We start from the raw sequence: 24229 nt of genomic DNA on the forward strand, positions 1-24229 counted from the left end.
TGGCGGCATGCGCGTCGCCGCGATTGCGTTGCGCGAACGGGTGTGTCGTTGCGCGTTTTGAAGCGACGCGGCGAAGTCGGCCGGGTAGTCTCGGAAACACTCAATCACCGGGAGAAAACGATGAAGGCATGTGTTCTGGGCGGCGGCCACGGCTGCCATGCGGCGGCGATCGACCTGCTCGAGAAAGGCCACGACGTGACGTGGTGGCGGCGCGACCGCGAGCCGCACGCGCGGCTGCGCGAGCTTGGTGTGCTGAACGTGACCGACTATCGTGGCAAGCGGACGGTGCCGCTCGGCGACGCGCCAGGCGCGATCCGCCTGACGGACGATCTCGCGGCCGCGCTGCGCGGCGCGCAGCTCGTCGTGGTGCCGCTGCCGTCCACGTCGCACGACGCGCTCGCCGCGCAGGTCGCCCCGCTGCTGGAGGACGGTCAGGTCGTCTTCCTGCCGCCCGGCACGTTCGGCAGCTTCGTGTTCGCGCGTGCGGCGGCCGATGCCGGCAATCGTTCGCGCGTCGCGTTCGCCGAAACGGGCACGCTGCCGTATCTCGTGCGCAAGCATGGCGACAACGATGTCGTGATCAGCGCATACGCGACACGTCTGCCGACCGGCGTGTTTCCGGCGAATGCGGCCGGCTGGGCGTTCGACGTGTTGCGCGCGGGCTATCCGTCGGTCGAGCCGGTCGACGACGCATTGTCCGGCGCGCTGATGAACGCGGGCCCCGTGATTCATCCGCCGCTGATCCTGATGAATGCCGGGCCGCTCGAACACTTCGATGCGTGGGACATCCACAACGAAGGCACGCAGCCGTCGATCCGCCGCGTGACGAACGCGCTCGACGCCGAACGCATCGCGGTGCGCGAAGCGCTCGGTTACCGGGCGCCGCATTTCCCGCTCGCCGATCACTACGCGACCGAGGGCGACGAATGGATGTACGGGCGCGGCGCGCACGGCAAGCTGACCGATAGCGGCGACTGGCGCGAGAAGATCGATCTGCGCACGCATCGCTACATGCTCGAAGACACCCGGCTCGGGCTGTCGTTCGTCGTGTCGTGCGGGCGCTGGGCCGGTGTGCCGACGCCGGTCGCGCAGGGGCTGCTGAGCATCGCGAGCGCGGTCGCGGTGCGCGACCTGTACGCGGAAGGTCGCACGCTGGAGCGGCTCGGGCTTGCCGCATTGTCGAAGGACGCGCTGCGCGCGCTGCTCGACGCGGGGTACACGGCATGAAGGCGGCCGCCGATGTGACGCGCATTCACGTGCTCGGCGCGGGACGCATGGGGCAGGGGATCGCACTCGTGTTCGCGTTCGCGGGGCTCGACGTGACGCTGGTCGACTTCAAGCGGCGCGATGTGGCCGGCTGGCAGGCATTCGAAGCGCGCACGCGCGACGAGATCGTGCGGCCGCTGCACGCGCAGGTCGCGCTCGGTCGCATCGATGCCGCGCAGGCCGATGCCGTCGTCGCGCGCATCGTGCTCGTCTCGCGTGACGGCGCGGCGGACGCGGTGCGCCACGCCGATATCGTGTTCGAAGCGCTGCCCGAAGTGCTGGACGCGAAGGCCGACGCACTGCGCTGGCTCGGCGAACACGTCGATACCCATGCCACGATCGCGTCGACCACGTCGACGTTCGTCGTCACCGAGTTGCAGCGTCATGTCGCGCACCCGGGGCGGATGCTGAACGCGCACTGGCTGAATCCCGCGCTGCTGATGCCGCTCGTCGAGATCAGCCGCAGCGACGCGACCGATCAAGCCGTCGTCGACATGCTTGCCGCACTGCTCGAACGCGTCGGCAAGAGGCCGGTGATCTGCGGGCCGGTGCCCGGCTATATCGTGCCGCGCATCCAGGCGCTCGCGATGAACGAAGCCGCGCGGATGGTCGAGGAGGGCGTGGCAAGCGCCGAGGACATCGACACGGCGATCCGCACCGGTTTCGGGCCGCGCTTCGCGGTGCTCGGGTTGCTCGAATTCATCGACTGGGGCGGCTGCGACATCCTGTACTACGCGTCGACGTACCTGGCCGGCGAGATCGGCCCGCGCTTCGCACCGGCCGCGAGCGTCGTGCGGAACATGGAAGCCGGGCGCGACGGCGTGCGTACGGGCGCCGGCTTCCACGACTATGCGGAGGTCGACGTGCCCGCGTACGTGCGGCAGCGGCTCGGCGAATTCGCGCGGCTGCTCGATCACCTGGGGCTGGCGCCGGCCTTCGACAGCGCGCGGCGCGACGCCGGGCGCTGACCGTCGCGCGGTCATGCGGCGTCGCCGCGCGAACCGTCGGCGTGCGTGGTGCACGTCTCGCGCATCACGCACAACGTCGCGACGGTCACGAGGCCGAGCGCGACGAGGAACAGCGAGACGGGCCACGACGCGTGATAGCGCGCGAGCAGCGCGGTCGCGATCAGCGGCGACATCCCGCCCGCGAAGATCGACGCGACTTCATGCCCGAGCGCGACACCCGAGTAACGCACCTCGGTGCTGAACAGCTCGCCGACGAGCGCGGGCAGCGTGCCGATCATCGCGCCGTGGCTCACGGCCGTGCCGACCGTCAGCGCGAGCCAGACGAGCGGCGTCACGCGCGTGTCGAGCAGCCAGAAGAACGGGAACGCGCACGCGACGAGGCTCAGCGCGCCGATCAGGTACACGGGCTTGCGGCCGATCCGGTCGGACAGCCGGCCCCACGCGAGCATCGCGCCCATCTCGACGATCATCGCGATCATCACGCCGGTCAGCATCACGCCGTTCGGGATGCCGACGTATTTGCCGTAGACGAGCGAGAACGCGAGGAAGATGTACGCCCCGCCGTTCTCGGCCACGCGCAGCCCCATCGCGAGCAGGATTTCCTTCGGATGACGGCGGATGCACTCGACGATCGGCAGATGCGTGTGCGCGCCGCGCTTGCCGGCCTGCTCGAAGTCACGGCTTTCCGGCAGATGGCGGCGGATGTAGATGCCGATCGCGAAGATGGCGATGCTCGCGAGGAACGGCAGCCGCCAGCCCCACGCGCGGAACATGTCGTCCGGCAGCGCCTGCGCGGCGAGGAACGCGGCCGACGACAGCACGAAGCCGCCGCCCACGCCGAGCTGGCTCCACGCCGCGTAGTAGCCGCGCTGCTCGGGCGGCGCGTTTTCGCTGATCATCAGCACGCCGCCGCCCCATTCGCCGCCGGATGCGACGCCTTGCAGCAGCCGCAGCACGACGAGCGCCGCCGGCGCCCACAGGCCGACCTGCGCATAGGTCGGCAGCAGGCCGATCGCGAAGGTCGACGCGCCCATGATCAGCAGCGTCCACACGAGCGACGCCTTGCGGCCGTAACGATCGCCGACGTGACCGAACACGATCCCGCCGAGCGGCCGCGCGACGAAACCGAGCGCGAACGCGGCGAACGCGGCGAGGCTGCCGGCGAGCGGCGATGCGCCGGGCGGAAAGAATACGTGGCCGAACACGAGCGCGGCGGCCGTGCCGTACACGAAAAAGTCGTACCACTCCATCGCGTTGCCGGCGACGGAGGCGATGACGATCCGGCGCAGTTGCCGGTCGGCGAGCGGCCGGGCGGCGCTCGGGGATTGCACGGTGTCGGTCGGGTACATGGCGGACTCTGAAGGGGAGGCGGGCGCGTGCCGTCTTGTGCAGCACTGCGGGCTAGTGTTGTCGGCACCGTGCCCCCGGTCAAATCCGCAGAAAAAGGGGAGGGTCATCACTCCCGCAAATGATGGTCCGCGCGCCGCTACGCGACGTTCTCCTGCAGCAGCGCGATCATCCGCTGCGCCAGCGGCGGCACGTACGCGCCCGCGCGGTGCATCGCGCCGATGCGGCGGTCCAGTTCGAGCTCGCCGGCCTTCAGGTCGAGCGCACGCAGCCCGGTCACCTGGTCGAGTGCATCGGCGCCGCCGACGCACAGCAGCGACGTGCCGTGCAGCAGCTGCAACAGCGACGTGTTGCCGAAATCCGTCTCGATGCGCAGGCGCGGCGCCGGCAGCCCGCGCGCGCGGAACGCGTCGTCGATCCGGTGTCGCACCGGGATCGTCGTTTCCGGCAGCAGCCATTCCTGGTCGGCGAGATCCGCGAGCGTGAGCGCGCGCTTGCGCTGCAGCGGGTGGGCGGCGTCGGCGAGCACCGTCAGGCGGTCGTCGAGCAACGCGATGGTGTCGAGTGCGGCGTCCGGTTGCTGCGGTTCGGGCGCGATCACGAGGTCGAGTTCGCCGGCCGCGAGCAGGTCGAGCAGTTCGCGCGCGAGCCGGCAGCGCAGCCGCAGCCGCGCGGCCGGCCGTTCGCGGATCAGCTGCCGGCACGCGCCGAGCACGAACGCGTTGGGCACGGTCGGCGAGTAGCCGATCCGCACGATGCCCTGTTCGCCGCCGCGGATCGCGCGCATCTCCTGCATCGCATCGTCGAATTCGAGCGCGATCCGCTGTGCGCGGGCGACGAAGCGCGCGCCGGCCGGCGTCGGCGTCATCCCGTTCGCGGTGCGCTCGAACAGCGTCACGCCGACCTGCGCCTCCAGCCGCTGCACGGCCTTGGTCAGCGCGGGCTGCGACAACCCCAGCGCCTCGGCCGCCTTGCCGATGCTGCCGTGCCGCTCCACGGCCAGCAGGTACTCCAGATCGCGTGTATCCATCGATGGGATTCCTGTTGGTTATGACTTTATATCCGGTAATGCATTGTGGTGATGCCTCGGCATCTTACAGACTGGCGGCACTGTTCGACCAGGAGATTCGTTTTGAGCTTCGCCTACTTCCTGCGGCGCGCGGCCCGCTACTGGGGCAGCCAGCCCGCCGTGATCCACCGCGACCGCGCCGTCACTTACCGTCAGCTCGACGAGCGTTCGACGCGGCTCGCGAACGCGCTGCGCGGCCTCGGCTTCGCGCGCGGCGAGCGCATCGCCGTGCAGTCGCGCAACTGCATCGAGCTCGTCGAGATCGAATGCGCGCTGTACAAGGCCGGTCTCGTGAAGGCCGCGTTGAACCCGCGCTTCACGGCGGCCGAGGCTGCCGACGTCGTCGGCAACTGCGCGCCCGTCGCGTTCATCGGCGGGCGCGGCTATACGGACTACACGCCCGATTCGCCAGGCTTTGGGGCGGTCGAGCGGTTCGTGTCGCTCGGCGGCGCGGTCGCCGGCTATCTCGACTACGAAACGCTGCTCGCGAAGGGCGGCGATACGCCGCCCGACTACACGCCGGCGGCCGACGATCTCGCGGTGCTGCACTTCTCGTCCGGCTCGACCGGGCGCATCAAGGCCGCGATGCAGAGCTATGGCAACCGGATCGCGTCGCTGCGCAAGATCGTGCTCGGGATGGATCGCCCCGCGCAGCCCGGCGACCGGCTCGCGCTGATCGGACCGATCACGCATGCGTCGGGGATGCTGATGCAGCCGTACCTGTTCTGCGGCGCGACGCTCGTGCTGTTCGACGCGTTCGAGCCCGCGCATTTCCTCGCCGAAGTTGCGCGCCAGCGCATCACGCACACGTTCATGGTGCCGGCGATGGTCAACATGCTGCTGAACGTGCCCGAGCTGGCACAGGCCGACCTGCGCAGCCTGAAGGTGCTCGGCTACGGCGCGGCGCCGATGGCGCCGGCGCGTATCGAGGAAGCCTGGGCGCGCATCGGCCCGGTGCTGTCGCAGGGCTATGGCGCGAGCGAATCGACGTCGGGCGTCACGCGGCTCGGCATCGCCGATCACGCGCATGCGCTGCTGTACGACCGCGAGCAGCTCGCGTCGTGTGGCCGGCCGCTCGGCGAGACCGAGGTGCGGGTGGTCGGCGCCGACGGGCGCGAAGTCGAAGGCGACGCGATCGGCGAGATCGTGATCCGCGGCGCGGACGTGTTCCAGGGCTACTGGAACGCGCCGGAGCTGACGCGCGAGGTGCTGGTCGACGGCTGGCTGTACACGGGCGACCTCGCGCGCACCGACCGCGACGGCTTCATCTACCTGGTCGACCGCAAGCACGACATGATCATTTCGGGCGGCTTCAACGTGTATCCGACCGAAGTCGAAGCGGCGCTGTATCGGCATGAAGACGTGCTCGAGGCGTGCGTCGTCGGCGTGCCCGACGACAAGTGGGGCGAGGCCGTGAAGGCCGTCGTCGTGCTGCGTTCGGGCCGCAGCGCGCAGGCGGCCGATCTTGTTGCGCACTGCCGCGAGCGGCTCGCCGACTACAAGGCGCCGCGCTCCATCGATTTCGTCGTGGAGCTGCCGAAGAACGCGAGCGGCAAGATCGCCCGCAAGCTCGTGCGCGAGCCGTACTGGCGCGGTGTTACGCGCCGCGTCAACTGAAGGAGCCCGCCATGTTCGATCATCTGCAACGCCCCGAATTCGTCGCGCTGCGCGCGGCCGTGCTGCGCTTCGTCGATGACGAACTGCGCCCGATCGAGCGCGAGCTGCGGCTCGACTCGGAAGGCGTCTGGCCGCGCGACGTGCTGCGCCGCGTGTGGCAACGTTCGGCCGCGCTCGGCTTCTACACCGCGAGCCTGCCCGTCGAGATCGGCGGCCAGGGGCTGTCGATCGCCGAGGTCTGCGCGCTGAAGGCCGACCTCGCCGCATGCGGCGCGGCGCTCGCGCCGCACGTGCTCGGCGAACTCGGCGGCCCGCCGCGCATCGGCAACATGCTGAAGTACGCGACGCCCGCGCAGCTCGAACGCTATTTCAAGCCGGTGATGCGCGGCGAAAAATCGACCTGCTTCGCGCTGACCGAGCCGCACTCGGGCTCGGACGCGATGAGCATCCGCACGACGGCGGTCGAGGATGGCGATTCGCTCGTCATCAACGGCACGAAGCACTACATCAGCGGCGCGCCGTTCGCCGATTTCGCGATCGTGATGTGCGTGACCGATGCGACCGCGACGCCGCCGCAGATCACGGCCGTGCTCGTCGATCTCGACCTGCCGGGCGTGAGCGTCGAGCACGAGTACGTGCCGATGTCCGGCCAGCACATCGACGCGGACATCCGTTTCGTCGACGTGCGCGTGCCGCGCGAGAACGTGTTCGGCGGGGTCGGTGACGGCTTCAAGCTCGGCATGTCGCGCATCAACGTGAACCGGCTGCTGCATTGCCCGACGATGCTCGGCCTCGCGATGTCCGCGTATCGCGCGTCGCTCGATCATGCGCGTACGCGCCGGCAGTTCGGCGGGCCGATCGCGCGCTTCCAGGCGATCCAGCACATGCTCGCCGACATGGCCGCCGCGCTGTGGGCGTGCGAAAGCATGATCGCGCACACGGCCGCGCTGGCCGACGCGGGAGCCGACCTGCGGATGACGGCATCGGCATGCAAGCTGTATGTGTCGGAGCGCTGCTTCGAAGTGGCGGACAAGGCTGTTCAGATCCACGGCAACGTCGGCGTGACGCGCGGCCACCCGGTCGAGCAGACGTTCCGCAAGCTGCGGATGTTCCGCATCCTGACCGGCACGAGCGAGATCCAGCGCAACGCGATCGCGAAGGCGATTCTCGAACCGGCCGGCGCGGGGCGCGAAGCATGACGGCGCGCGACGACAAGGAGCGCGCCACCGGCCTGCACGACCCGTGGCCGGCAGGCGACGACCACGCGCCCGCCTGGTCGTGCCTGCACGGCGTGCGGATCATCGATGCCGGCCAGTTGCTGCCCGGGCCGCATGCGTGCGCGCTGCTGCGCCAGCTCGGCGCCGACGTGATCAAGGTCGAGCCGCCGGGCGGCGACGCGCTTCGGCAGTTCGGCGCGGATACGTTCGCGCAGTTCAACCGCGGCAAGCGCTCGATCGTGCTCGATCTGAAAACGCCCGACGGCCGCGCGCGCTTTCTCGATCTCGTGCGCGATGCCGATGCGGTGGTCGAAGGCAACCGGCCGGGCGTGATGGCGCGGCTCGGGCTCGATTACGCCGCGCTGGCCGGCGTGAACCCGCGCATCGTGCTGTGTTCGATCACCGGCTACGGGCAGGACGGCCCGTATGCGAACCGCCCCGGCCACGACCTGAACTTTCTTGCCGACGCCGGCTACTGGTCGGTGCCCGCGCAACTGCATGACGCCGTCGCGCGGCCGCGCGTGCGGCTGGCCGATCATGCGGCCGCCATGCATGCGGCGCTCGCGCTCGCCGTTGCCGTGATGAGCGCACGCGCGAACGGGGTCGGCCAGCACCTGGACGTGTCGATCCACGATGCGATGTTCGCGTGGACCGCACCGGCCGCATGGGCACTGCGCACGGGCCGCGATACGCCCGACACCGCACGCTGGGTGATGCCCGACAACGACCTGTTCGAAACCGCCGACGGGCGGCACATCGTGCTCGCGACGTTCGAGGACAAGTTCTGGGCCGCGTTCGCCGATGCGCTCGGCGACGCGTATCCGGCGCTGCGCGACCCGCGCTACGCCCGGCGCGCAGGCCGGCAGCAGCATCGGCACGCACTCGGCGCGCTGCTGCGTACCACGTTCGCAACCCGCACGCTGGACGACTGGATGCGCGTGCTCGGTGCGCTCGGGTTGCCCGTGTCGCGCGTGCCGGTGGCCGGCGAGGTGTTCGACGATCCGCACGTGCGTGCACGCGGCGTCGCGCGCGAGGTGGCCGCGGACCACACGCTCGCGGTGCGCTTCCCGGTGAAGTTCTCGCTCGGCTTGCCGGACGGCGATGACCGTGTGCCGGCGCCCGGCGAGCACGGCGGCGGGTAGCGCGACGCACCCGGCCGCCGACGATAACGAAACAGGAGACAGCCATGACGAATGGCGCGCAATACCGCCCCGGACGGGCGTGGTCCATCGCGACGATGCTCGCGCTGATGATGCTGGTGAATTTTCTCGACAAGGTCGTGCTCGGCCTCGTGTCGGTGCCGATGATGCGCGACCTGCATCTGAGCCCGACGCAGTTCGGCGTGATCGGCGGCAGCCTCAACTGGCTGTTCGCGGTCGCGGCGGTCGCGGGCGGCATCGCCGCGAACCGCTGGCCCGCGAAATGGCTGCTGTTCGCGATGGCGGCCGCGTGGGCGCTGCTGCAACTGCCGATGCTCGCCGCGAGCTCGATCTGGGTCGTCATCGCGTGCCGCGTGCTGCTCGGCATCGGCGAAGGGCCGGCGTCGCCGGTCGCGACGCACGCGATCTACAAGTGGTTTCCCGATACGCGGCGCAACCTCCCCGTTGCGCTGCTGCACCAGGGCAGCGCACTCGGCCTGCTGATCGCGGGGCTCTCGATCCCGATCATCACGACGCACTGGGGCTGGCGCGCGAATTTCGCGGTGCTGGCGCTGCTCGGGATGGTGTGGTGCATCGCGTGGGCCGTGGCAGGCGAGGAGGGCACGCTGTCGCGGGCGCCACGCACGGCCGGCGGCGACCGCGTGCCGTACGGGCGGCTGCTGACCGACCGCACGGTGCTCGGCAACTTCCTCGGCCATTTCGCGGCGAACTGGATTCTCGCGATGACGCTCACGTGGATGCCGACCTACCTGCAGCTCGGGCTCGGCTTCGGGCCGCACGAGGCCGGCCGGATGTTCGCGTTGTTCGTCGCGGTCACGTCGCCGCTCAGCCTCGCGCTCGCGTGGCTGTCGCAAACCCTGCTCGCGCGCGGGATGCCGTCGCGGCACGGGCGCGGCACGTTCATCGCGGTCACGCTCGCGATCGCCGGCGCGATGCTGGCCCTGCTGCCGGTGCCGGAGATGCCGCGCGCGGCGAAGCTCGTGCTGCTGACGCTCGGCAGCGGGCTGACGCTGACGATGTACTCGATCGGCCCCGCGATGCTCGCCGAAGTGACGCCGGATGCGCAGCGCGGCGGCGTGCTCGCGCTCAGCAACGGCTTCGCATCACTCGCGGGCCTCGGCGCGCCGGTCATTACCGGGATGCTGATCGAGGGGGCCGTCGCGTCGGTCGCGCATGGCTTCGAGCAGGCGAGCATCGTGTGCGGCGTCGTGCTGATCGCATGCGGCGTGCTCGGCGCCTGGTGCCTCGATCCGCAACGCTCGCTGCGGCGCCTCGCCGGTGACGCGGAACACGCCGCGCCACCGGTCGGCGCGTGCGGCCGCTAGCGCCGCATATCGCATCACATCACATCGCTTTCGGCGTGCGACCCGCTTGCCGGGCGGCGGCGCCTTTCGACGGTAGCAGCACCACGATACGCCGCGCGACGACGCGGCAGGAGGAGACATGAAGAAGATGCTTGCAGCGGCGCTGGTCGGCGCGCTGTGCGGGAGCGCGCACGCGCAGTCGAGCGTGACGCTGTTCGGACGGATCGGCGGCGGCGTGCGCTGGGTCAACGGGCTGCCGGGCGGCAGCCAGGTCGGCTTCAACAACAACATCATCGCGGGCAACGAGTTCGGCATTCGCGGCCGGGAGGATCTCGGCAACGGGCTGAAGGCGCTGTTCGTGCTCGACGGCGCATTCAGCAGCGGCACCGGTGCGCTGAAGACGTCCGGCACGCTGTTCTCGCAGGCCGCGTATGTCGGCCTCACGGGCGATTTCGGCCGCGTGACGTTCGGCCGCCAGTTCAACGTCGCGGAGGATCTCGGCATCGCCCTCGATCCGCTCGGCGGGCGTGGGCAGTCGCTCGCGGTCGAGCCGGGCGTGCTGTTCGACGGCAACTTCTTCACGCTCGACTCGCGCTTCAACAACACGATCAAGTATCTCGGGCAGGTGGGCGGCCTGCGCTTCGGCGCGAACTATTCGCCCGGCGGCGTCGCGGGCAGCGCGCACGCGGGCACCAGCTATTCGACGGCCGCGATGTACACGTATTCGGACCTGATGGGCGGCGTGTCGTATGCGAAGACGTACAGCCCGGACGGCTCGCAATCCGCGCAGACGATCCAGGCGGGCGGCACGCTGCAGCTCGGCCGCGCGCGTTTCTACCTGAGCTATGCGTCGCTGAACGTGCGCGCGAACAAGGCCGGCGCGCCGTCGCGGCGCGACGACATCCCGTCGTTCGGCGTCGTCGTGCAGCCGCTGCCGTCGGTGCAGCTGAGCGCGGCCGCGTTCTACGACCGTGCGCGCAATCTCGGCAACGTATCGGGTGCGGACGGCCACAAGCTGACGACCTACGCGATCGCCGAGTACTTCCTGTCGAAGCGTACCGAGCTGTATGTCGAAGTCGATCGCAACGGGATGACCGGCGCGTACATGCGTGACCCGGCGACGATCGCGGCATTGAACCTGCGGCGCGGGGCGAGTGCGACGACCGGCGTGTCGATCGGGCTGATGACGCAGTTCTGAGGTGTTCTTTTCAATGGCTTTCAAGGAGCGTGACACGATTATGCGTACTTCATTCCGACTTGTCGCGGCGCTGCTGACGGCAGCATGCTGGAGCATCACGGCCTGCGCGCAACCCGACGCCTCGAGTGCGGCGGTTCCGTCATCGGCAGCCCCGGTTGCGCGGGAATCGGCGCAAGCGCCGGCATCGGCAAGCCTGTCGCCGGCGCAACGCAAGGCAGCCGACCGCAAGCTGAAGCGTCGCGTCAGCACGGCGCTGGCCCGTACGAAAAACCTGAACGTGACGCGCATCCTCGTGCGCGTGCGCGACGGGAGCGTGACGCTGTCCGGCTCGGTCATGGATACGACCCAGGTGAATCTCGCGGCGACGGTCGCGCGGGGCGTCGACGGCGTGACGTCGGTGTCGAACCTGTTGCGTATCGACGGCCAGCAGCCGTAATGTCCGGGCGTGCCGCCCATTCTCTTTCAACGACGAGGCACTTATCCGATGCGAATCCATCGACGCTTTACGGCTGACCGGCGTCCCCGCCGGCTCGCCGGCACCTTGATGCTGGCCGGCGGGCTCGCGCTCGCCGCGACCGCCGCACCCGCCACCGCGGCCGACGGCGCGACGCCGGCGGGCATGATGCAGGGCTTCCCGCCGCCGGCAGACCAGATCGTCAACAAGAAAAACGTGTTCACGCCGGCCAGCCTGCGCTGGGCGTTGAGCAACACGCGGTTGCTCGCGCCGACGGCCGGTATCCGGCACGCGGCCGCGCCGATGCCGCTCCCCGAGCAGCCGGCGCCCGGCCTCGACGCGCTGCCCGTGACGATCGGCGGCGAGACGCTGACGCTCGACGCGTATTTGCGCGCGACGCATACCGACGGCTTCATCGTGCTGCAGCGCGGCCGGATCGTCTACGAACGCTATTTCGACGGCTTCCGGCCCGACCAGACGCACGCCTGGGCGTCGATGACGAAATCGGTGACGGGGCTGTTGGCCGCGCAGATGATCGAATCGGGCGTGCTCGACGCGGGCGCACCGCTGTCGCGCACGGTGCCGGAACTCGCCGACACGCCGTTCGGCAGCGCGACGCTGCAGCAGAACCTCGACATGGAAGTGCCGACTGCCTATTCGCAGGGCATTGCGCCCGATATCGGCCTGTTCGGCGCGGTCGGGCTGGTGCCGCGCCACGATGGCGCGCCGGCCAGCATCGCCGACTACCTGCTGACCGTGCGGCGCGTGCCGGATGTGGCGCCCGGCAGCACATGGTTCTACCAGAACGGTTCGCCGGAAGCCGTCGCGTGGGCGATGCAGCGCGCGACGGGGCAGTCGTGGAGCGCGCTGGTCGAGCATTGGCTGTGGCGCGATTTCGCGGAAGACGATGCGTACGTCGCGGTCGACCGCAATGCGATGGCAATGGCCAGCGGCGGGCTGTACACGACGCTGCGCGACGCCGCGCGTTTCGCGGAGCGTGTGCGCACGGGGCTCGGCGGCGCGCGTGGCACACTGCCGGCCGCGACGGTTCGCGCGGCATTGCAGCCGGCGCACAACGCGGCGCTGTTCGCGCAGGGCAACGTGATTCCCGGCAAGGACGGTTATGCGTATCGCGACTACTGGTATCAGGTGAACGACGGTGACGGCTCGTTCGCCGCAGCGGGGCGGTTCGGCCAGTCGATCCTCGTCAACCCGAAGACCGCGCTGACGATCGTCAAGTTCTCGTCGTCGCCGGATTTCGCGCCGCGGGCGCTCGATGCGCAGGGCCAGACGACACGGCCGCGCGCGGCGCTCGAACGCGGCGACGCGCTGAGCATGGTGGCGCGCGCGGTCGCGGAGAAGCTGCGGTAACGCAACCTCACCCGCAACCGCACCTGCGCGGCGTTACCGCTCGATCTGCCGGTTCCAGCGCGTATCCCACTGCGCGCGGCGCGCGTTGATCGCGGTCCAGTCGACCACGGTCACCTTGCGCACGAGGTCGTCGACATTGCCGAGGCTCTGCTGCATCGCGGCGGGCATTTTCGCGACGCGGTTGGTCGGAATCTGCTTGCCGGCCTCGGCCGCCTTCGTTTGCGCGGGGGCGGACAGCAGGAACTGCGCGAGCTTCTGCGCGAGCTGCGGATCGGGATTGTTCGCGACCACGCACAGGTCGACGAGCAGCAGCACGGGGCCTTCCTTCGGGTTCGCGTATGCGACGGGGATGCCCTTGTCCTGCAGGTCGCCGACGCCGGTCGGCGTGAGCGGGAACAGGCCGGCTTCGCCGGTCTGCACCATCTCCGAGATCTTCGCCGAGTTCGGGATGTACTCGACGACGTTCGGCCCGACCGTGCTCGCCCACTTGCTGAAGCCGGGCTCGACGTTCTGCTCGCTGCCGCCGAGCAGCCGGTTGATCGCGAGGAAGCCGTGCAGCCCGAACGTGCTGCTCGACGCCGACTGGAACACGACCTTGCCCTTGTATTTCGGATCGGCGAAATCCATCCACGACGTCGGCGGCGTCCAGCCTTTCTCGGCGAACAGCTTCTTGTTGTACGCGATGCCGGTCATCCCGAGCTGCACGCCCGCGCCGACGTCGTCTTTCATCCGCGCGAACGGATACAACTCCTTCAGCACCGGCGAATCGTCGAGCTTCTGGCACACGCCGAGACTGACCGCGCGCGCCATCACGCCGTCATCGAGGAACGCGACGTGGATCTGCGGCTTGTTGCGGTTCGCGAGCAGTTTCGCGAGCACGTCCGACGACGTGCCGGGCACGACGACCACCTTCACGTTGTTCGCTTTCTCGAAGTCGGGCAGCACCTGGCTCGTGTAGGCCTTCTCCATCGGGCCGCCATTCATGCCGACGTAGATCGTCTTGGTTTGCGCGAACGCGGGCGCGCCCGCGCTTGCGACGCAGAGGGCGGCGGCGGCCGCGATCGTTCCGAGCAATTTCATCGTTGGGTCTCCTCTTGACGGAAAGGGGCGGTCGGCTCGGCTTCGCGGAAGAAGCGGCCGATCGAGAATGCATCGAGTGGCGTGGTGGTTTCGCCGGCCGTGACGAGATCGGCGAGCACGTCGCCGACACCCGGCGCGAGCAGGAAGCCGCCGCCGGAAAAGCCGAACGCATGCAGCAGGCGCGGCGTCGTGCGGCTCACGCCGATGATCGGGTTGTGGTCGGGCGTGCAGCCTTCGACGCCGCTCCACGTGCGGATCAGCAGTGCGTCACGCAGCGCGGGCAGCAGCGCGCACGCATCGCGCATCACCGCGCGCGTCGTATCGACCGACGGCTGGCCGAATTCGCCGTCGCCGCAGCCGCGCCCGCCGCCGATCACGCAATTGCCGCGCGCGACCTGCCGCGCATACACGCCGCCGCCGTACACGCCGAGGTTGTGCGTGATGAACGGCGGGAGCGGTTCGGTCACCCACATGTTCGGGTAGATCGGCTCCATCGGCACGGCTTCGCCGAAGCGCTCGGCGATCGTGTTCGCCCACGCGCCGGCCGAGTTGATCAGCCACGTCGCCGTGCAGGCGCGTCCGCCTGCCTGAAAGTGAAAACGTGTGCCGTCGTGGTGAACGTCGTCGACGGGGGTGTGCTCGAACACGTCCGCGCCCGCCGCGCGGGCCGCACGCGCGAACGCGGGCGACACGAGGCGCGGGTTGGCGTGACCGTCGGTCTCGCACAGCGAGCCGCCGAGCGCCGCGCGGCCGAGCCACGGGTAGCGGCGCCGGAACGCATCGCCGCGTATCACCTGCAGCGGCAGGCCGTGTTCGCCGGCGAGCGTCGCGTAGGCATCGAGCGCGTCGAGATCGGTGTTGCTGCGCGCGAGCCGCAGGTGGCCCGACACGACGAATTCGCCGTCGATGCCGATCAGTTCGGGCAGGCGATCCCAGATGCGCCGCGCACGCAGCGCGAGCGGCAGTTGCTCGGCAGGCCGGCCCTGGCAGCGCACGCCGCCGTAGTTCACGCCGCTTGCCTGCGCACCGCAATCGCGCCGCTCGAACAGCCCGGTGCGCAAGCCGCGCCGCGCGAGCGCGAGCGCGGCCGACGCGCCGACGAGGCCGCCGCCGACGATCGCGACGTCGTAATGTCTTATCTCATTCATCGCGCGCCTCGTCGGGAATCGCCGCGACTTCGTCGCCCGCGAGTGCGGCCGAGATCGGGAACGGCTTCACGGGCGGTTGCGCACGCAACCGGCCGACGTCAGCGAGCGGGCGACCGGTTTCGGCGGCCAGCACGAGCGCGGCCGCGTCGCCGCACATGCGGCCCTGGCAGCGGCCCATTCCGACGCGCGTCAGCGCCTTCAACCGGTTCAGCTCGGTTGCGGCACCGTCGCGGACACAGCGGCGCAGCGTACCGGCGTCGATCTCCTCGCAACGGCACACGATCGTGTCGTCGGGGCAGCGTGCGGCCTGCTCGACCGGCGGCGCGAACGCCGCTTCGAGGCCCGCGCGGAATGCGCCGACGCGCGCGAGCGTGTGTTCGAGCGTCGCCGCATCGGGTTTGCCGGATGGCGCGGGCGACGCGACGCCGGCGTCGTCGAGCAACGCGAGCGCCGCGCGCCGGCCCGATGCTTCGGCCGCATCGGCGCCCGCGATACCGGCGCCGTCGCCGGCGACGTAGAGGCCGCGCACCGACGTGCGGCCGACCGCGTCGCGCTCGGGCAGCCACGCGCGATTGAGCGGGTCGAACCCGAACCGGCAGCCGGCAAGATCGGCGAGCTGCGTTTCGGACCGCAGGCCGAAGCCGAGGCCGAGCGCGTCGCAGTCGAGCAGGCGCGGCGGTGCGCCGTCACCGGCGGCGCGCCAGGCGACGCCCGTCACGTGCTGATCGCCGAGCACGCGCTCGAGCGTGACGCCCGTTTTGATCGCGACGCCGTGCGCGCGCAGCCAGCCGACGTAATAGAGCCCCTTCGCGAAGGTCGACGGCATGCGCAGCAGCGCGGGCGCGGCGGCAGCCTGGCGGCGCAGCGGGCTCGTGTCGAGCACGGCCGCGACCCGCGCACCGGCCTTCGCATATTGGTAAGCGACGAGGTAAAGCAGCGGGCCCGTGCCCGCGAACACGATGCGCCGGCCGATGGCGCAGCCCTGCGCCTTCAGCGCGACTTGCGCGCCGCCGAGCGTATAGACGCCCGCGAGCGTCCAGCCCGGCACGGGCAGCATGCGGTCGGTCGCGCCGCTTGCAATGATCAGGTGTGAGTACGGCACCGTTACTTCGTGGCCGTCCTGCAGCGTGTCGACGCGGCCTGCACCGCATGACCACGCGAGCGTATTCGGCCGGTAGTCGACGTGCGGCAGCAGCGCGGCCATCGTCCGGTGCACGGCGTCGGCCTTCTGCGCCTCGAAGCCGTACAGCGCGCGCTTGCCGCGCGCGAATGCGCCGTCGGCCGGCGGTTGCCGGTAGATCTGTCCGCCCCAGCGCGCGTTCTCGTCGATCACGACCGGACGCAGCCCCGCGTCGACCAGCGCTTCGGCCGCGCGCACGCCGGCCGGCCCCGCGCCGACGATCACCGGTTGCAGTGCGGCGCTCACGATGCGTCTCCGGTCGCGGCCGGCCGGGCGGCCGTGAGAATCCGCATGCCTTCGGCGATCGGCGTCGAGCATGCGCGCACGCGTGCGCCGGTTTCGGTGCGCACCCAGCAGTCCTGGCACGCGCCGATCAGGCAGAAACCCGCGCGCGGCTGGCCGCTGAATTCGCTCACGCGCACACGGCGCTGCGCAACGAGGATCGCGGTGAGCACGGTGTCGCCGGTGAGCGCGAGCGCGGGGCGGCCGTCCAGCGTGAACGCGACGGTGGCACGCTCGCGTTCGGCGACGCGCACGAACTGCGCGCCGTCGTCCGCGATGCCGGTGGAACGGGAAACGGAAGTCGTCATCAGTGTTGGCCGATCAGGATGCGGTTCAGGCCGTACACGCGATCGAGCAGCAGCATCGCGCCGGCGGTGATGAAGATGACGAGCGCCGATACCGACGCCATCATCGGGTCGATCGACTCGGTCGCATACATGTACATGCGCACCGGCAGCGTGACCGTCTGCGGCGACGTGACGAAGATCGACATCGTCAGTTCATCGAAGCTGTTGATGAACGCGAGCAGCCAGCCGCCCGTGATGCCGGGCACGATCATCGGCAGCGTGATGCGGCGGAAGGTCGTCCACGGGTCCGCGCCGAGCGAGCATGCGGCCTGCTCGATACTGCGGTCGAGGCCCGCGACGGACGCCAGCACCAGCCGCATCACGAACGGCGTGATGACGATCATGTGCGCGAGCACGAGCCAGACGAACGAGCCGGTCGCGCCGATCAGCGCGAAGAAGCGCAGCAGCGCGATGCCGAGCACGAGGCCGGGAATCACGAGCGGCGACAGCAGCAGCCCGTTCAGGAACGCGCGGCCGGGAAACGTCGCGCGGCCGATGGCGAGGCCCGCCGGCAGCGCGATCGCGAGCGACAGCGTCGCCGACGCGAACGCGAGTTTCACGCTGTTGAAGAACGCGGTGACGAAGTCGGGATAGTCGAGGATCGCGCGGAACCAGCGCAGCGACAACCCGCGCGTCGGCAGCGTCAGCGTTTCGTCGGGCGTGAACGCGACGAGCACGACGATCACGAGCGGCGCGAGCACGAACAGGATCACGAGCGTGTGGAAGGCGAGGGCAACGGGGCCGTTCTTTCTCATCGCGATGCACCTCCGAGGCTGCGCGCGTAGCGGCGTTCGAGCACGCGGTAGTAAGTGAGCATCACGACGAGGTTCGCGACCAGCAGCAGCACCGCGATCGTCGCGCCGAGCGGCCAGTTCAGCGAGCCGAGGAATTCATCGTAGACGGCCGTGGCCGCGACCTTCAGCCGGCGTCCGCCGAGCAGGCCCGGAATCGCGAATGCGCTCGCCGACAGCCCGAACACCATCAGGCTGCCCGACAGCACGCCCGGCATCAGTTGCGGCAGCACGATGCGGCGCAGCGTCGTGAATGGCGATGCGCCGAGCGACAGCGCGGCGTGCTCGGTCTGCGGATCGAGCCGCTGCAGTGCGGTCCACACGGGGATCACCATGAACGGCAGCATGACGTGCACCAGCGCGATCACGATCGCGAAGGTCGTGTATTCGAGCTTGTACGGCCCGAGGCCGGCGAGCCCGAGCGCCTGGTTCACGAGCCCGCTCGTGTTCAGCAACATGCTCCAGCCGAACGCGCGCACGACGACCGACACCAGCAGCGGCGCGAGGATCGCGAGCAGGAACAGCGAGCGCCACGGGTCGCGCATTTTCGACAGCACGTACGCTTCCGGCGTGCCGATCGCGACGCAGATCGCGGTCGTCATCGCGGCGATGCCGAATGTGCGCGCGAAGATCGTGTGGAAGTACGACGAGCCGAGCACTTCCGCGTAATTGCCGAACTGGAACGCGGCGATCGGGCCGGTGGCCGGATCGAAGCGGTAGAACGTCAGCATCAACGTCATCGCGAGCGGCACGAGCACGAGCGCGGCGAACAGCGCGAACGCGGGCGCGCACATCAGCCACAGCGGCGCATGCGCGCGCCACGTTGCACGCATCGTATGCTCGGCGGCGCGTGCCGGCACGGCGTCGGCGGGAACCGCGGCCGATTGCGCAAGCGCGGCCGGCGCGCCATCGGTCGGGAGCGGACGGGCAGGTTGTCCCATTCAGGCCTCCCGGCGCATCACGCGCACCGCGTCGCTGTGCCAGTCGATCCCGACCGGCGCGCCTTCCGCGAGCGGCTCCGCTCCTTCGTTCTGGCAGCACACGAGCACTTCGCCGAGCGCGCTGTCGACGCGGTACAGCCACTGGCTGCCGAGGAAGAAGCGGCTCGTGACGGTCGCGGCGAAGCGGCCGGCATCGGGCGCGCACAGCCGCAGCTTCTCCGGACGAATGCAGACCGACACCGCATCGCCGACGCGCACGTCGCGCTCGCGCGGCGGCAGGTATGCCGTACGGCCCGTCTCGGCGAGGTCGTGCCCGAGGTCGATGCGAATGGCGTCGCCGTCGTGCGCGACGATCGTGCCGGGCAGCAGGTTCGCCTTGCCGATGAACTGCGACACGAAGCGGTTTTCCGGGCGCTCGTACGCGCGGTACGGCGTATCGGTCTGCGTGATGCGGCCGGCTTCCATCACGACCACGCGGTCGCTGATCGACAGCGCTTCCGACTGATCGTGCGTGACCATGATCGTCGTCGTGCCGATCTTGCGCTGGATCGCGCGCAGCTCGAACTGCATGTCCTCGCGCAGCTTCGCGTCGAGGTTCGACATCGGTTCGTCGAGCAGCAGCACCGGCGGCTCGATCACGACCGCGCGCGCGATCGCGACGCGCTGCCGCTGGCCGCCCGACAGCTCGCGCGGGAAGCGGTGCGCGAGCGCGTCGAGACGCACGAGCGCGAGGGCCGCGCGGATGCGCTCGGCGCGCTCGGCCTTGTCGACGCCGCGCATGTCGAGGCCGAAGCCGACGTTCTCCGCGACGCTCATGTGCGGAAACAGCGCATAGCTCTGGAACACGATGCCGAGCCCGCGCCGGTTCGGCTTCAGGTGCGTGATGTCCTGCCCGTCGAGCGCGATGCGGCCGCGCGTGACGTCGACGAAGCCCGCGATCATCTGCAGCGTGGTGGTCTTGCCGCAGCCGGACGGCCCGAGCAGCGATACGAATTCGCCTTGTTCGACCGACAGGTTGACGTCGGCGACGGCGGTGAGCTCGCCGAAGGTTTTCGTCAGATCCGTAAGCGTGAGAAACGACATGGGAAGCTCCGGGTTCGCACACCGTGTGGCCGGTGTACCGATGTGGCGGACTCTAGCCAGCCATATTTCGGAGCGTCAATTTCGAATTCTGCTGAACGAGAGGAATTTCAGAAAAATTCCGGTGAATGGAACGGTTGAAGGAAGCGCGAGCGAATTGTTCCGCTGGATGACGCGTGGCAAAGCCGCGAAACGCACGCGTCAATCCCGTGCACACCCTGATGCCCGTGGAATTTCGGCGCGACGACAATGGCGGCTACCGTATTCCGTTCAATGAAATCATCGAGGAGAGCCGGCATGCAGGAACCCCATTCGACCGGAACGTCGCCGGCCGCACGCGCGCCGCGCCCGGACGAAGACGTCGTGGACCCGGTCGATACGGCCGGCGCACCGGGCGCCGGCATGCTGCAGCGCGCGTTCGCGATCCTGCGCGCGCTGGCCGGCATGCAGCAGGACGGCGTGCGCGTCACGCATCTGGCAAAGGCCGTCGGTCTCACGCAGGGCACCGCGCACCGGATCCTGCAATCGCTGATCGCCGAAGGGATGGTCGAACAGGACGAGCAGTCGAAGCTGTATCGGCTGAGTGTCGACTTCTTCGCGCTCGCCGCGCAGGCCGGCAACCCGAGCAGCATGCGCACGTTGTGCCGTCCCGCGCTGCTGAGGCTGTGCGCGAGCCTCGGCGAGACCATCTTTCTGCTCGTGAAGAGCGGCTTCGACGCGGTGTGTCTCGACCTGTGCGAAGGCCCGTTTCCGATCCGTTCGTTTACCGGTGACATCGGCGGCCGCATCGCGCTCGGCGTCGGGCAAGGCAGTCTTGCGATCCTCGCGTTCCTGCCTGAAGCCGAACGAGAGGAAGTGATCCGCTTCAACGTGCCGCGCATTCGCGGCTACGGCGTGCTCGACGAGGTGTACCTGCGTACCGAGATCGAACGCGTGCGGCAGCTCGGCTACGCGGGCCGCAACAGCGGCGTGCTCGACGGGATGGCCGGCGTCGCGGTGCCGATCCTCGATCGCACCGGCTATCCGGTCGGCGCGTTGAGCGTCGGCACGCTCGCGTCACGCCTTGGCGACGACCGGATGCCGATGGTCGTCGAACTGCTGCGGCGCCAGGCTGACACGATCGGGCCGCGGACCAATCCGTTCGACGCCGCGTTGCGGCGGCCGATGCACGGGCTATCAGGGAAAACCGTATAGCCGCGTCGGGCGTCGCCGTTTCGTCAGCTTGCTTACGCGCGCCATTCACGTCCGATCAAAACGTACCGCGTCCAGCCGGCCTGCGTGCTTTCGTTTCCCTTGCGGGGTCGCGTGATTCCGGCTCATTTTCTCTTCATTGCCTCCCATTCGATTTTCAACTGCCGCCCAGTTGAACATTTCATTTCTTGATGCCGTTACGGCTGGATACCATCCAGCCACTGTCTAGACAAGCCGACCGGCGCGTATGGGCAGGATCAATAAAACACGACATCGATGAGCAGGTTTGGAGAGGAGATGATGGAGATGGTGCGATTGAAGGGTGGGAAGACGGGCGCCGCATTGGGCGCGGCGATCGCAATGCTGTTCGCCGGCGCCGCGCACGCGCAGTCGACGGTGACGCTGTACGGGATCGTCGATGCAGGCGTGACCTATACGAACAACACGACGGGCCATTCGCTGTGGCAGTTCACGGGCGGCAACGAGTCGGGCCCGCGCTGGGGCTTGATCGGCTCCGAGGATCTCGGCGGCGGCCTGAAGGCGAACTTCAAGCTCGAGAACGGCTTCAACGTCGCGAACGGCGCGCTCGGGCAGGGCGGCCGGATGTTCGGGCGGTCGGCGTGGGTCGGCCTGAGCGGCACGAACTGGGGCGCGGTGACACTCGGCCGCCAGTACAACTCGACGCAGGACATCCTCGGTTCGCTGCAGATGAGCAGCTTCCTCGCGCAGTACTCGACGCACCCGTTCGACAACGACGACATCAACAACACGTTCCGCACCAACAACGCGGTCAAGTACATCTCGCCGACGATCGCCGGCCTGCAGGCGAACCTGATGTACGGGTTCTCGAATTCGACGGGCTTCTCCAACGACAACACGTGGAGCGCGGGCGTCACATACGTGAACGGGCCGCTCAACGCGGGCGCCGCCTATGCGCGCGTGAACCACCCGGCGAGCAGCGCGACGGGCGCCGTCGCGTCCGACAACTACTTCCCTGCGTCGGCCTCGGTGTTCGGCGCCGGCCTGTCGAGTGCGGTGCGCCAGCAGATCTGGGGCGCGGGCGGCAGCTACGCGATCGGGCAGGCGACGCTCGGCCTGTTGTACACGGGCTCGAACTTCGGGCAGGCGACGGGCGGCGCACTGCGCTTCAACAACTACGAAGGCAGCCTGCGCTACCTGATCACGCCCGCGCTGATGGCCGCCGGCGGCTACACCTATACGAAGGTCGCGCGTGGCGGCGACAGCGGCCACTACCAGCAGGTGTCGGCCGGCGTGCAGTACCTGCTGTCCAAGCGTACCGACGTGTACGTGAACGGCTTCTACCAGAAGGCGTCGTCGTCGGTGGGCACTGCGTGGATCGAGGGCGCCAACGGCCCGTCGTCGACGACGTCGCAAGTGGCGGTGGTGGCCGGCATCCGCACGAAGTTCTGATGTCCTGACGCGTTTGCGCGTCTTCCGGAGGAGACTCACATGAAATTCAAACTGTTGCTGGCGGCGCTGCCGTTCGTCGGGATGTATGCAGGCGGCTCGCTCGCCGAGGCACGTCCGTTGCTGTTCGGGTTGCCGTTCCTGCTCGTCTGGAACCTGATCTGGATGGCGGCGACCGCCGTGATCCTCGCGATCCTGTTCCATCTCGACGAGCGCGACGCGGCCCGCGACGGCCGCACGGGAGACGCGCGATGAACGCTTCGATCATCATCATCGCGGCGTTCGCCGTGTTCGCGCTGGCGATCGGCGTGATGGCGCGCCGCGGCCGCAAGCTCACGCTCGAACAGTGGGCGGTCGGCGGGCGCGGCTTCGGCTCGCTGCTCACGTTCCTGCTGATGGCCGGCGAGGCGTTCTCGACGTTCTCGTTCCTCGGCGCGAGCGGCTGGACCTACAGCAAGGGCGTGCCGGCGTTCTACATCCTGTCGTACGGCTGCCTCGCGTTCGTGATCGGCTACTGGATGCTGCCGGCGATCTGGCGTTACGCGAAGGAGCGCGGGCTCGTGTCGTTCGCCGATTACTTCGCGTCGAAGTACGACAGCCGCGCGATCGGCGTGCTGGTGTCGATCGTCGCGGTGTTCGCGATGGTGTCGCTGCTGATGATCCAGCTGCGCGGGCTCGGCGTGATCGTGTCGGAGATGTCGTACGGGCTGATTCCGCAGTCGGCCGCGATCTGGATCGCGGCGACGCTGATGGCCGTGTACATGGTCGTGTCGGGCATCCACGGGTCGGCGAGCATCGCGATTTTCAAGGACGTGCTGATCCTCGCGATCGCGATCTTCCTCGGCCTGTACCTGCCGATGCATTACTACGGCGGCCTCGGCGAGATGTTCGCGAAGATCGACGCCGCGCATCCCGAACTGCTGCGCATGCCCGAGCACGGCTTCAACCTGAGCTGGTACAACTCGACGATCCTGCTCACGTCGCTCGGCTACTACCTGTATCCGCACGGCTTCACGGCGATCTACGTCGCGAAGGACGAGCGCGCGCTGCGCCGCAACGTGATCCTGATGCCGCTGTACCAGGTGCTGATCGCGTTCCTGTTCCTGGTCGGCTTCGCGGCCGTGATGACCGTGCACGGGCTCGAAGGCGCGCAGACCGATCTCGCGCTGTTGCGCCTCGTGAAGCAGACGTTCCCCGCGTGGTTCGTCGGCATCGTCGGCGGCACGGGCCTGCTCACTGCGCTGGTGCCGGGCTCGCTGATCATGCTCAACGCGTCGACGACGATCGCGCGCAACATCTACCGCGAGGGCTTCGCGCCGAACGCGACCGACCGCGAAGTGACGCGCGTCGCGCGGATCGCGCTGCCGATCTTCACGCTGGTGGTCGTCTACTTCGTGCTGCGCGGCGGTGCGACCTTCGTGACGCTCGCGATCTTCTCGTCGAGCCTGCTCACGCAACTCGTGCCGATGCTCGCATCGAGTTTCCTGAAGCGGCCGTTCGGCACGCGTGAAGGCGCATTCGCGGGCATCGTCGCCGGCGCGATCGTGATTGCGATGACGAACTACTATGGCGTGACGCTCGCATCGCTGTTCCCCGGCGCATCGAACACGTTCACGTCGATCAACCCCGGGCTCATCGCGCTCGCAGTGAACGCGGTGGTGTTCATCGCGATCAGCGCGGTACAGCGCAAGCTGAAGGCGCGTGTTGCGGCGCCGGTGCGCTCCGCGTGACAGTTGCTTCGCCGTTTCGCGGTCAGGCCGCCGGGCAGCCGCCCGGCGGCTTTGCCGTTT

Annotated in this window: 22 protein-coding genes; 13 read left to right on the forward strand and 9 right to left on the reverse strand. The window is 69.2% G+C overall.

Features of this window, described 5'->3' with window-relative positions:
* Positions 1 to 120 precede the first annotated feature (120 nt).
* Both U5809_RS09895 and U5809_RS09900 read left to right on the forward strand, forming a co-directional pair.
* Positions 121 to 1227 (forward strand): NAD/NADP-dependent octopine/nopaline dehydrogenase family protein, encoded by a 1107-nt coding sequence (locus tag U5809_RS09895; protein ID WP_322086345.1) that lies wholly within the window; start codon positions 121 to 123, stop codon positions 1225 to 1227.
* Complete coding sequence (locus tag U5809_RS09900; RefSeq protein ID WP_322086346.1) at positions 1224 to 2234, forward strand: 3-hydroxybutyryl-CoA dehydrogenase; 1011 nt, start codon at positions 1224 to 1226, stop codon at positions 2232 to 2234. The genes U5809_RS09895 and U5809_RS09900 overlap by 4 nt, the downstream gene beginning before the upstream one ends.
* A gap of 11 nt (positions 2235 to 2245) precedes the next feature.
* On the opposite strand, the gene U5809_RS09905 is transcribed toward U5809_RS09900, so the two are convergent.
* Both U5809_RS09905 and U5809_RS09910 read right to left on the reverse strand, forming a co-directional pair.
* The gene (locus U5809_RS09905; RefSeq protein ID WP_322086347.1) at positions 2246 to 3583 is read right to left on the reverse strand and encodes an MFS transporter; all 1338 of its coding nucleotides are present in this window, start codon (positions 3581 to 3583) and stop codon (positions 2246 to 2248) included.
* A 137-nt stretch (positions 3584 to 3720) separates the two neighbouring features.
* The gene (locus U5809_RS09910; RefSeq protein WP_322086348.1) at positions 3721 to 4611 is read right to left on the reverse strand and encodes a LysR family transcriptional regulator; all 891 of its coding nucleotides are present in this window, start codon (positions 4609 to 4611) and stop codon (positions 3721 to 3723) included.
* A gap of 102 nt (positions 4612 to 4713) precedes the next feature.
* On the opposite strand from U5809_RS09910, the gene U5809_RS09915 reads away from it, so the two are divergent.
* The 7 genes from U5809_RS09915 (at position 4714) to U5809_RS09945 (ending at position 12971) form a co-directional block, all read left to right on the forward strand.
* Positions 4714 to 6267: an AMP-binding protein gene (locus U5809_RS09915; protein ID WP_322086349.1), complete on the forward strand. Its 1554-nt coding sequence runs from the start codon at positions 4714 to 4716 to the stop codon at positions 6265 to 6267.
* A gap of 11 nt (positions 6268 to 6278) precedes the next feature.
* Positions 6279 to 7466: an acyl-CoA dehydrogenase family protein gene (locus U5809_RS09920; protein ID WP_322086350.1), complete on the forward strand. Its 1188-nt coding sequence runs from the start codon at positions 6279 to 6281 to the stop codon at positions 7464 to 7466.
* Positions 7463 to 8626 carry a CoA transferase gene (locus tag U5809_RS09925; protein ID WP_322086351.1) on the forward strand — a complete coding sequence of 388 codons (1164 nt, stop codon included), beginning with the start codon at positions 7463 to 7465 and terminating at the stop codon, positions 8624 to 8626. Before U5809_RS09920 ends, U5809_RS09925 begins: the two co-directional genes overlap by 4 nt.
* Before the next feature lie 44 nt (positions 8627 to 8670).
* The gene (locus tag U5809_RS09930; RefSeq protein ID WP_322086352.1) at positions 8671 to 9969 is read left to right on the forward strand and encodes an MFS transporter; all 1299 of its coding nucleotides are present in this window, start codon (positions 8671 to 8673) and stop codon (positions 9967 to 9969) included.
* 118 nt (positions 9970 to 10087) lie between these two features.
* Positions 10088 to 11146, forward strand: coding sequence for a porin (locus U5809_RS09935; RefSeq protein WP_322086353.1), 1059 nt, complete (start codon positions 10088 to 10090; stop codon positions 11144 to 11146).
* Between the two features lie 40 nt (positions 11147 to 11186).
* Positions 11187 to 11582, forward strand: coding sequence for a BON domain-containing protein (locus tag U5809_RS09940; protein WP_322086354.1), 396 nt, complete (start codon positions 11187 to 11189; stop codon positions 11580 to 11582).
* Positions 11583 to 11630: 48 nt separating this feature from the next.
* Positions 11631 to 12971, forward strand: coding sequence for a serine hydrolase (locus tag U5809_RS09945; protein WP_322086355.1), 1341 nt, complete (start codon positions 11631 to 11633; stop codon positions 12969 to 12971).
* A gap of 33 nt (positions 12972 to 13004) precedes the next feature.
* Here U5809_RS09945 and U5809_RS09950 read toward each other — a convergent pair whose 3' ends face one another.
* From U5809_RS09950 to U5809_RS09980, 7 genes are read right to left on the reverse strand one after another with little or no spacing between them, the layout of a single operon-like run.
* Positions 13005 to 14051: an ABC transporter substrate-binding protein gene (locus tag U5809_RS09950; RefSeq protein WP_322086356.1), complete on the reverse strand. Its 1047-nt coding sequence runs from the start codon at positions 14049 to 14051 to the stop codon at positions 13005 to 13007.
* Positions 14048 to 15199, reverse strand: coding sequence for an FAD-binding oxidoreductase (locus U5809_RS09955; RefSeq protein ID WP_322086357.1), 1152 nt, complete (start codon positions 15197 to 15199; stop codon positions 14048 to 14050). Before U5809_RS09955 ends, U5809_RS09950 begins: the two co-directional genes overlap by 4 nt.
* Entirely contained in the window at positions 15192 to 16625 is a 1434-nt protein-coding gene (locus U5809_RS09960) for an NAD(P)/FAD-dependent oxidoreductase (protein WP_322086358.1), read from the reverse strand. The genes U5809_RS09955 and U5809_RS09960 overlap by 8 nt, the downstream gene beginning before the upstream one ends.
* Positions 16622 to 16969, reverse strand: a complete 348-nt coding sequence (locus U5809_RS09965; RefSeq protein WP_322086359.1) for a (2Fe-2S)-binding protein — start codon at positions 16967 to 16969, stop codon at positions 16622 to 16624. Before U5809_RS09965 ends, U5809_RS09960 begins: the two co-directional genes overlap by 4 nt.
* Positions 16969 to 17763: an ABC transporter permease gene (locus U5809_RS09970; protein WP_322086360.1), complete on the reverse strand. Its 795-nt coding sequence runs from the start codon at positions 17761 to 17763 to the stop codon at positions 16969 to 16971. The genes U5809_RS09965 and U5809_RS09970 overlap by 1 nt, the downstream gene beginning before the upstream one ends.
* The gene (locus tag U5809_RS09975) at positions 17760 to 18740 is read right to left on the reverse strand and encodes an ABC transporter permease (protein WP_322086361.1); all 981 of its coding nucleotides are present in this window, start codon (positions 18738 to 18740) and stop codon (positions 17760 to 17762) included. The genes U5809_RS09970 and U5809_RS09975 overlap by 4 nt, the downstream gene beginning before the upstream one ends.
* Positions 18741 to 19823 (reverse strand): ABC transporter ATP-binding protein, encoded by a 1083-nt coding sequence (locus U5809_RS09980; protein WP_322086362.1) that lies wholly within the window; start codon positions 19821 to 19823, stop codon positions 18741 to 18743.
* 294 nt (positions 19824 to 20117) lie between these two features.
* Here U5809_RS09980 and U5809_RS09985 point away from each other — a divergent pair, with 294 nt between their 5' ends.
* The 4 genes from U5809_RS09985 to U5809_RS10000 all read left to right on the forward strand — a co-directional run bounded on the left by U5809_RS09985 (position 20118) and on the right by U5809_RS10000 (position 24169).
* Positions 20118 to 21014: an IclR family transcriptional regulator gene (locus U5809_RS09985; protein ID WP_322086363.1), complete on the forward strand. Its 897-nt coding sequence runs from the start codon at positions 20118 to 20120 to the stop codon at positions 21012 to 21014.
* 303 nt (positions 21015 to 21317) lie between these two features.
* Positions 21318 to 22442 (forward strand): porin, encoded by a 1125-nt coding sequence (locus U5809_RS09990; protein ID WP_415877940.1) that lies wholly within the window; start codon positions 21318 to 21320, stop codon positions 22440 to 22442.
* Positions 22443 to 22481: 39 nt separating this feature from the next.
* Positions 22482 to 22694 carry a DUF3311 domain-containing protein gene (locus U5809_RS09995; protein WP_322086364.1) on the forward strand — a complete coding sequence of 71 codons (213 nt, stop codon included), beginning with the start codon at positions 22482 to 22484 and terminating at the stop codon, positions 22692 to 22694.
* Positions 22691 to 24169, forward strand: a complete 1479-nt coding sequence (locus U5809_RS10000) for a sodium:solute symporter (protein ID WP_322086365.1) — start codon at positions 22691 to 22693, stop codon at positions 24167 to 24169. The genes U5809_RS09995 and U5809_RS10000 overlap by 4 nt, the downstream gene beginning before the upstream one ends.
* Positions 24170 to 24229 lie beyond the last annotated feature (60 nt).

It is taken from the genome of Burkholderia sp. BCC1999, assembly GCF_905339975.1.
Lineage (GTDB): Bacteria > Pseudomonadota > Gammaproteobacteria > Burkholderiales > Burkholderiaceae > Burkholderia.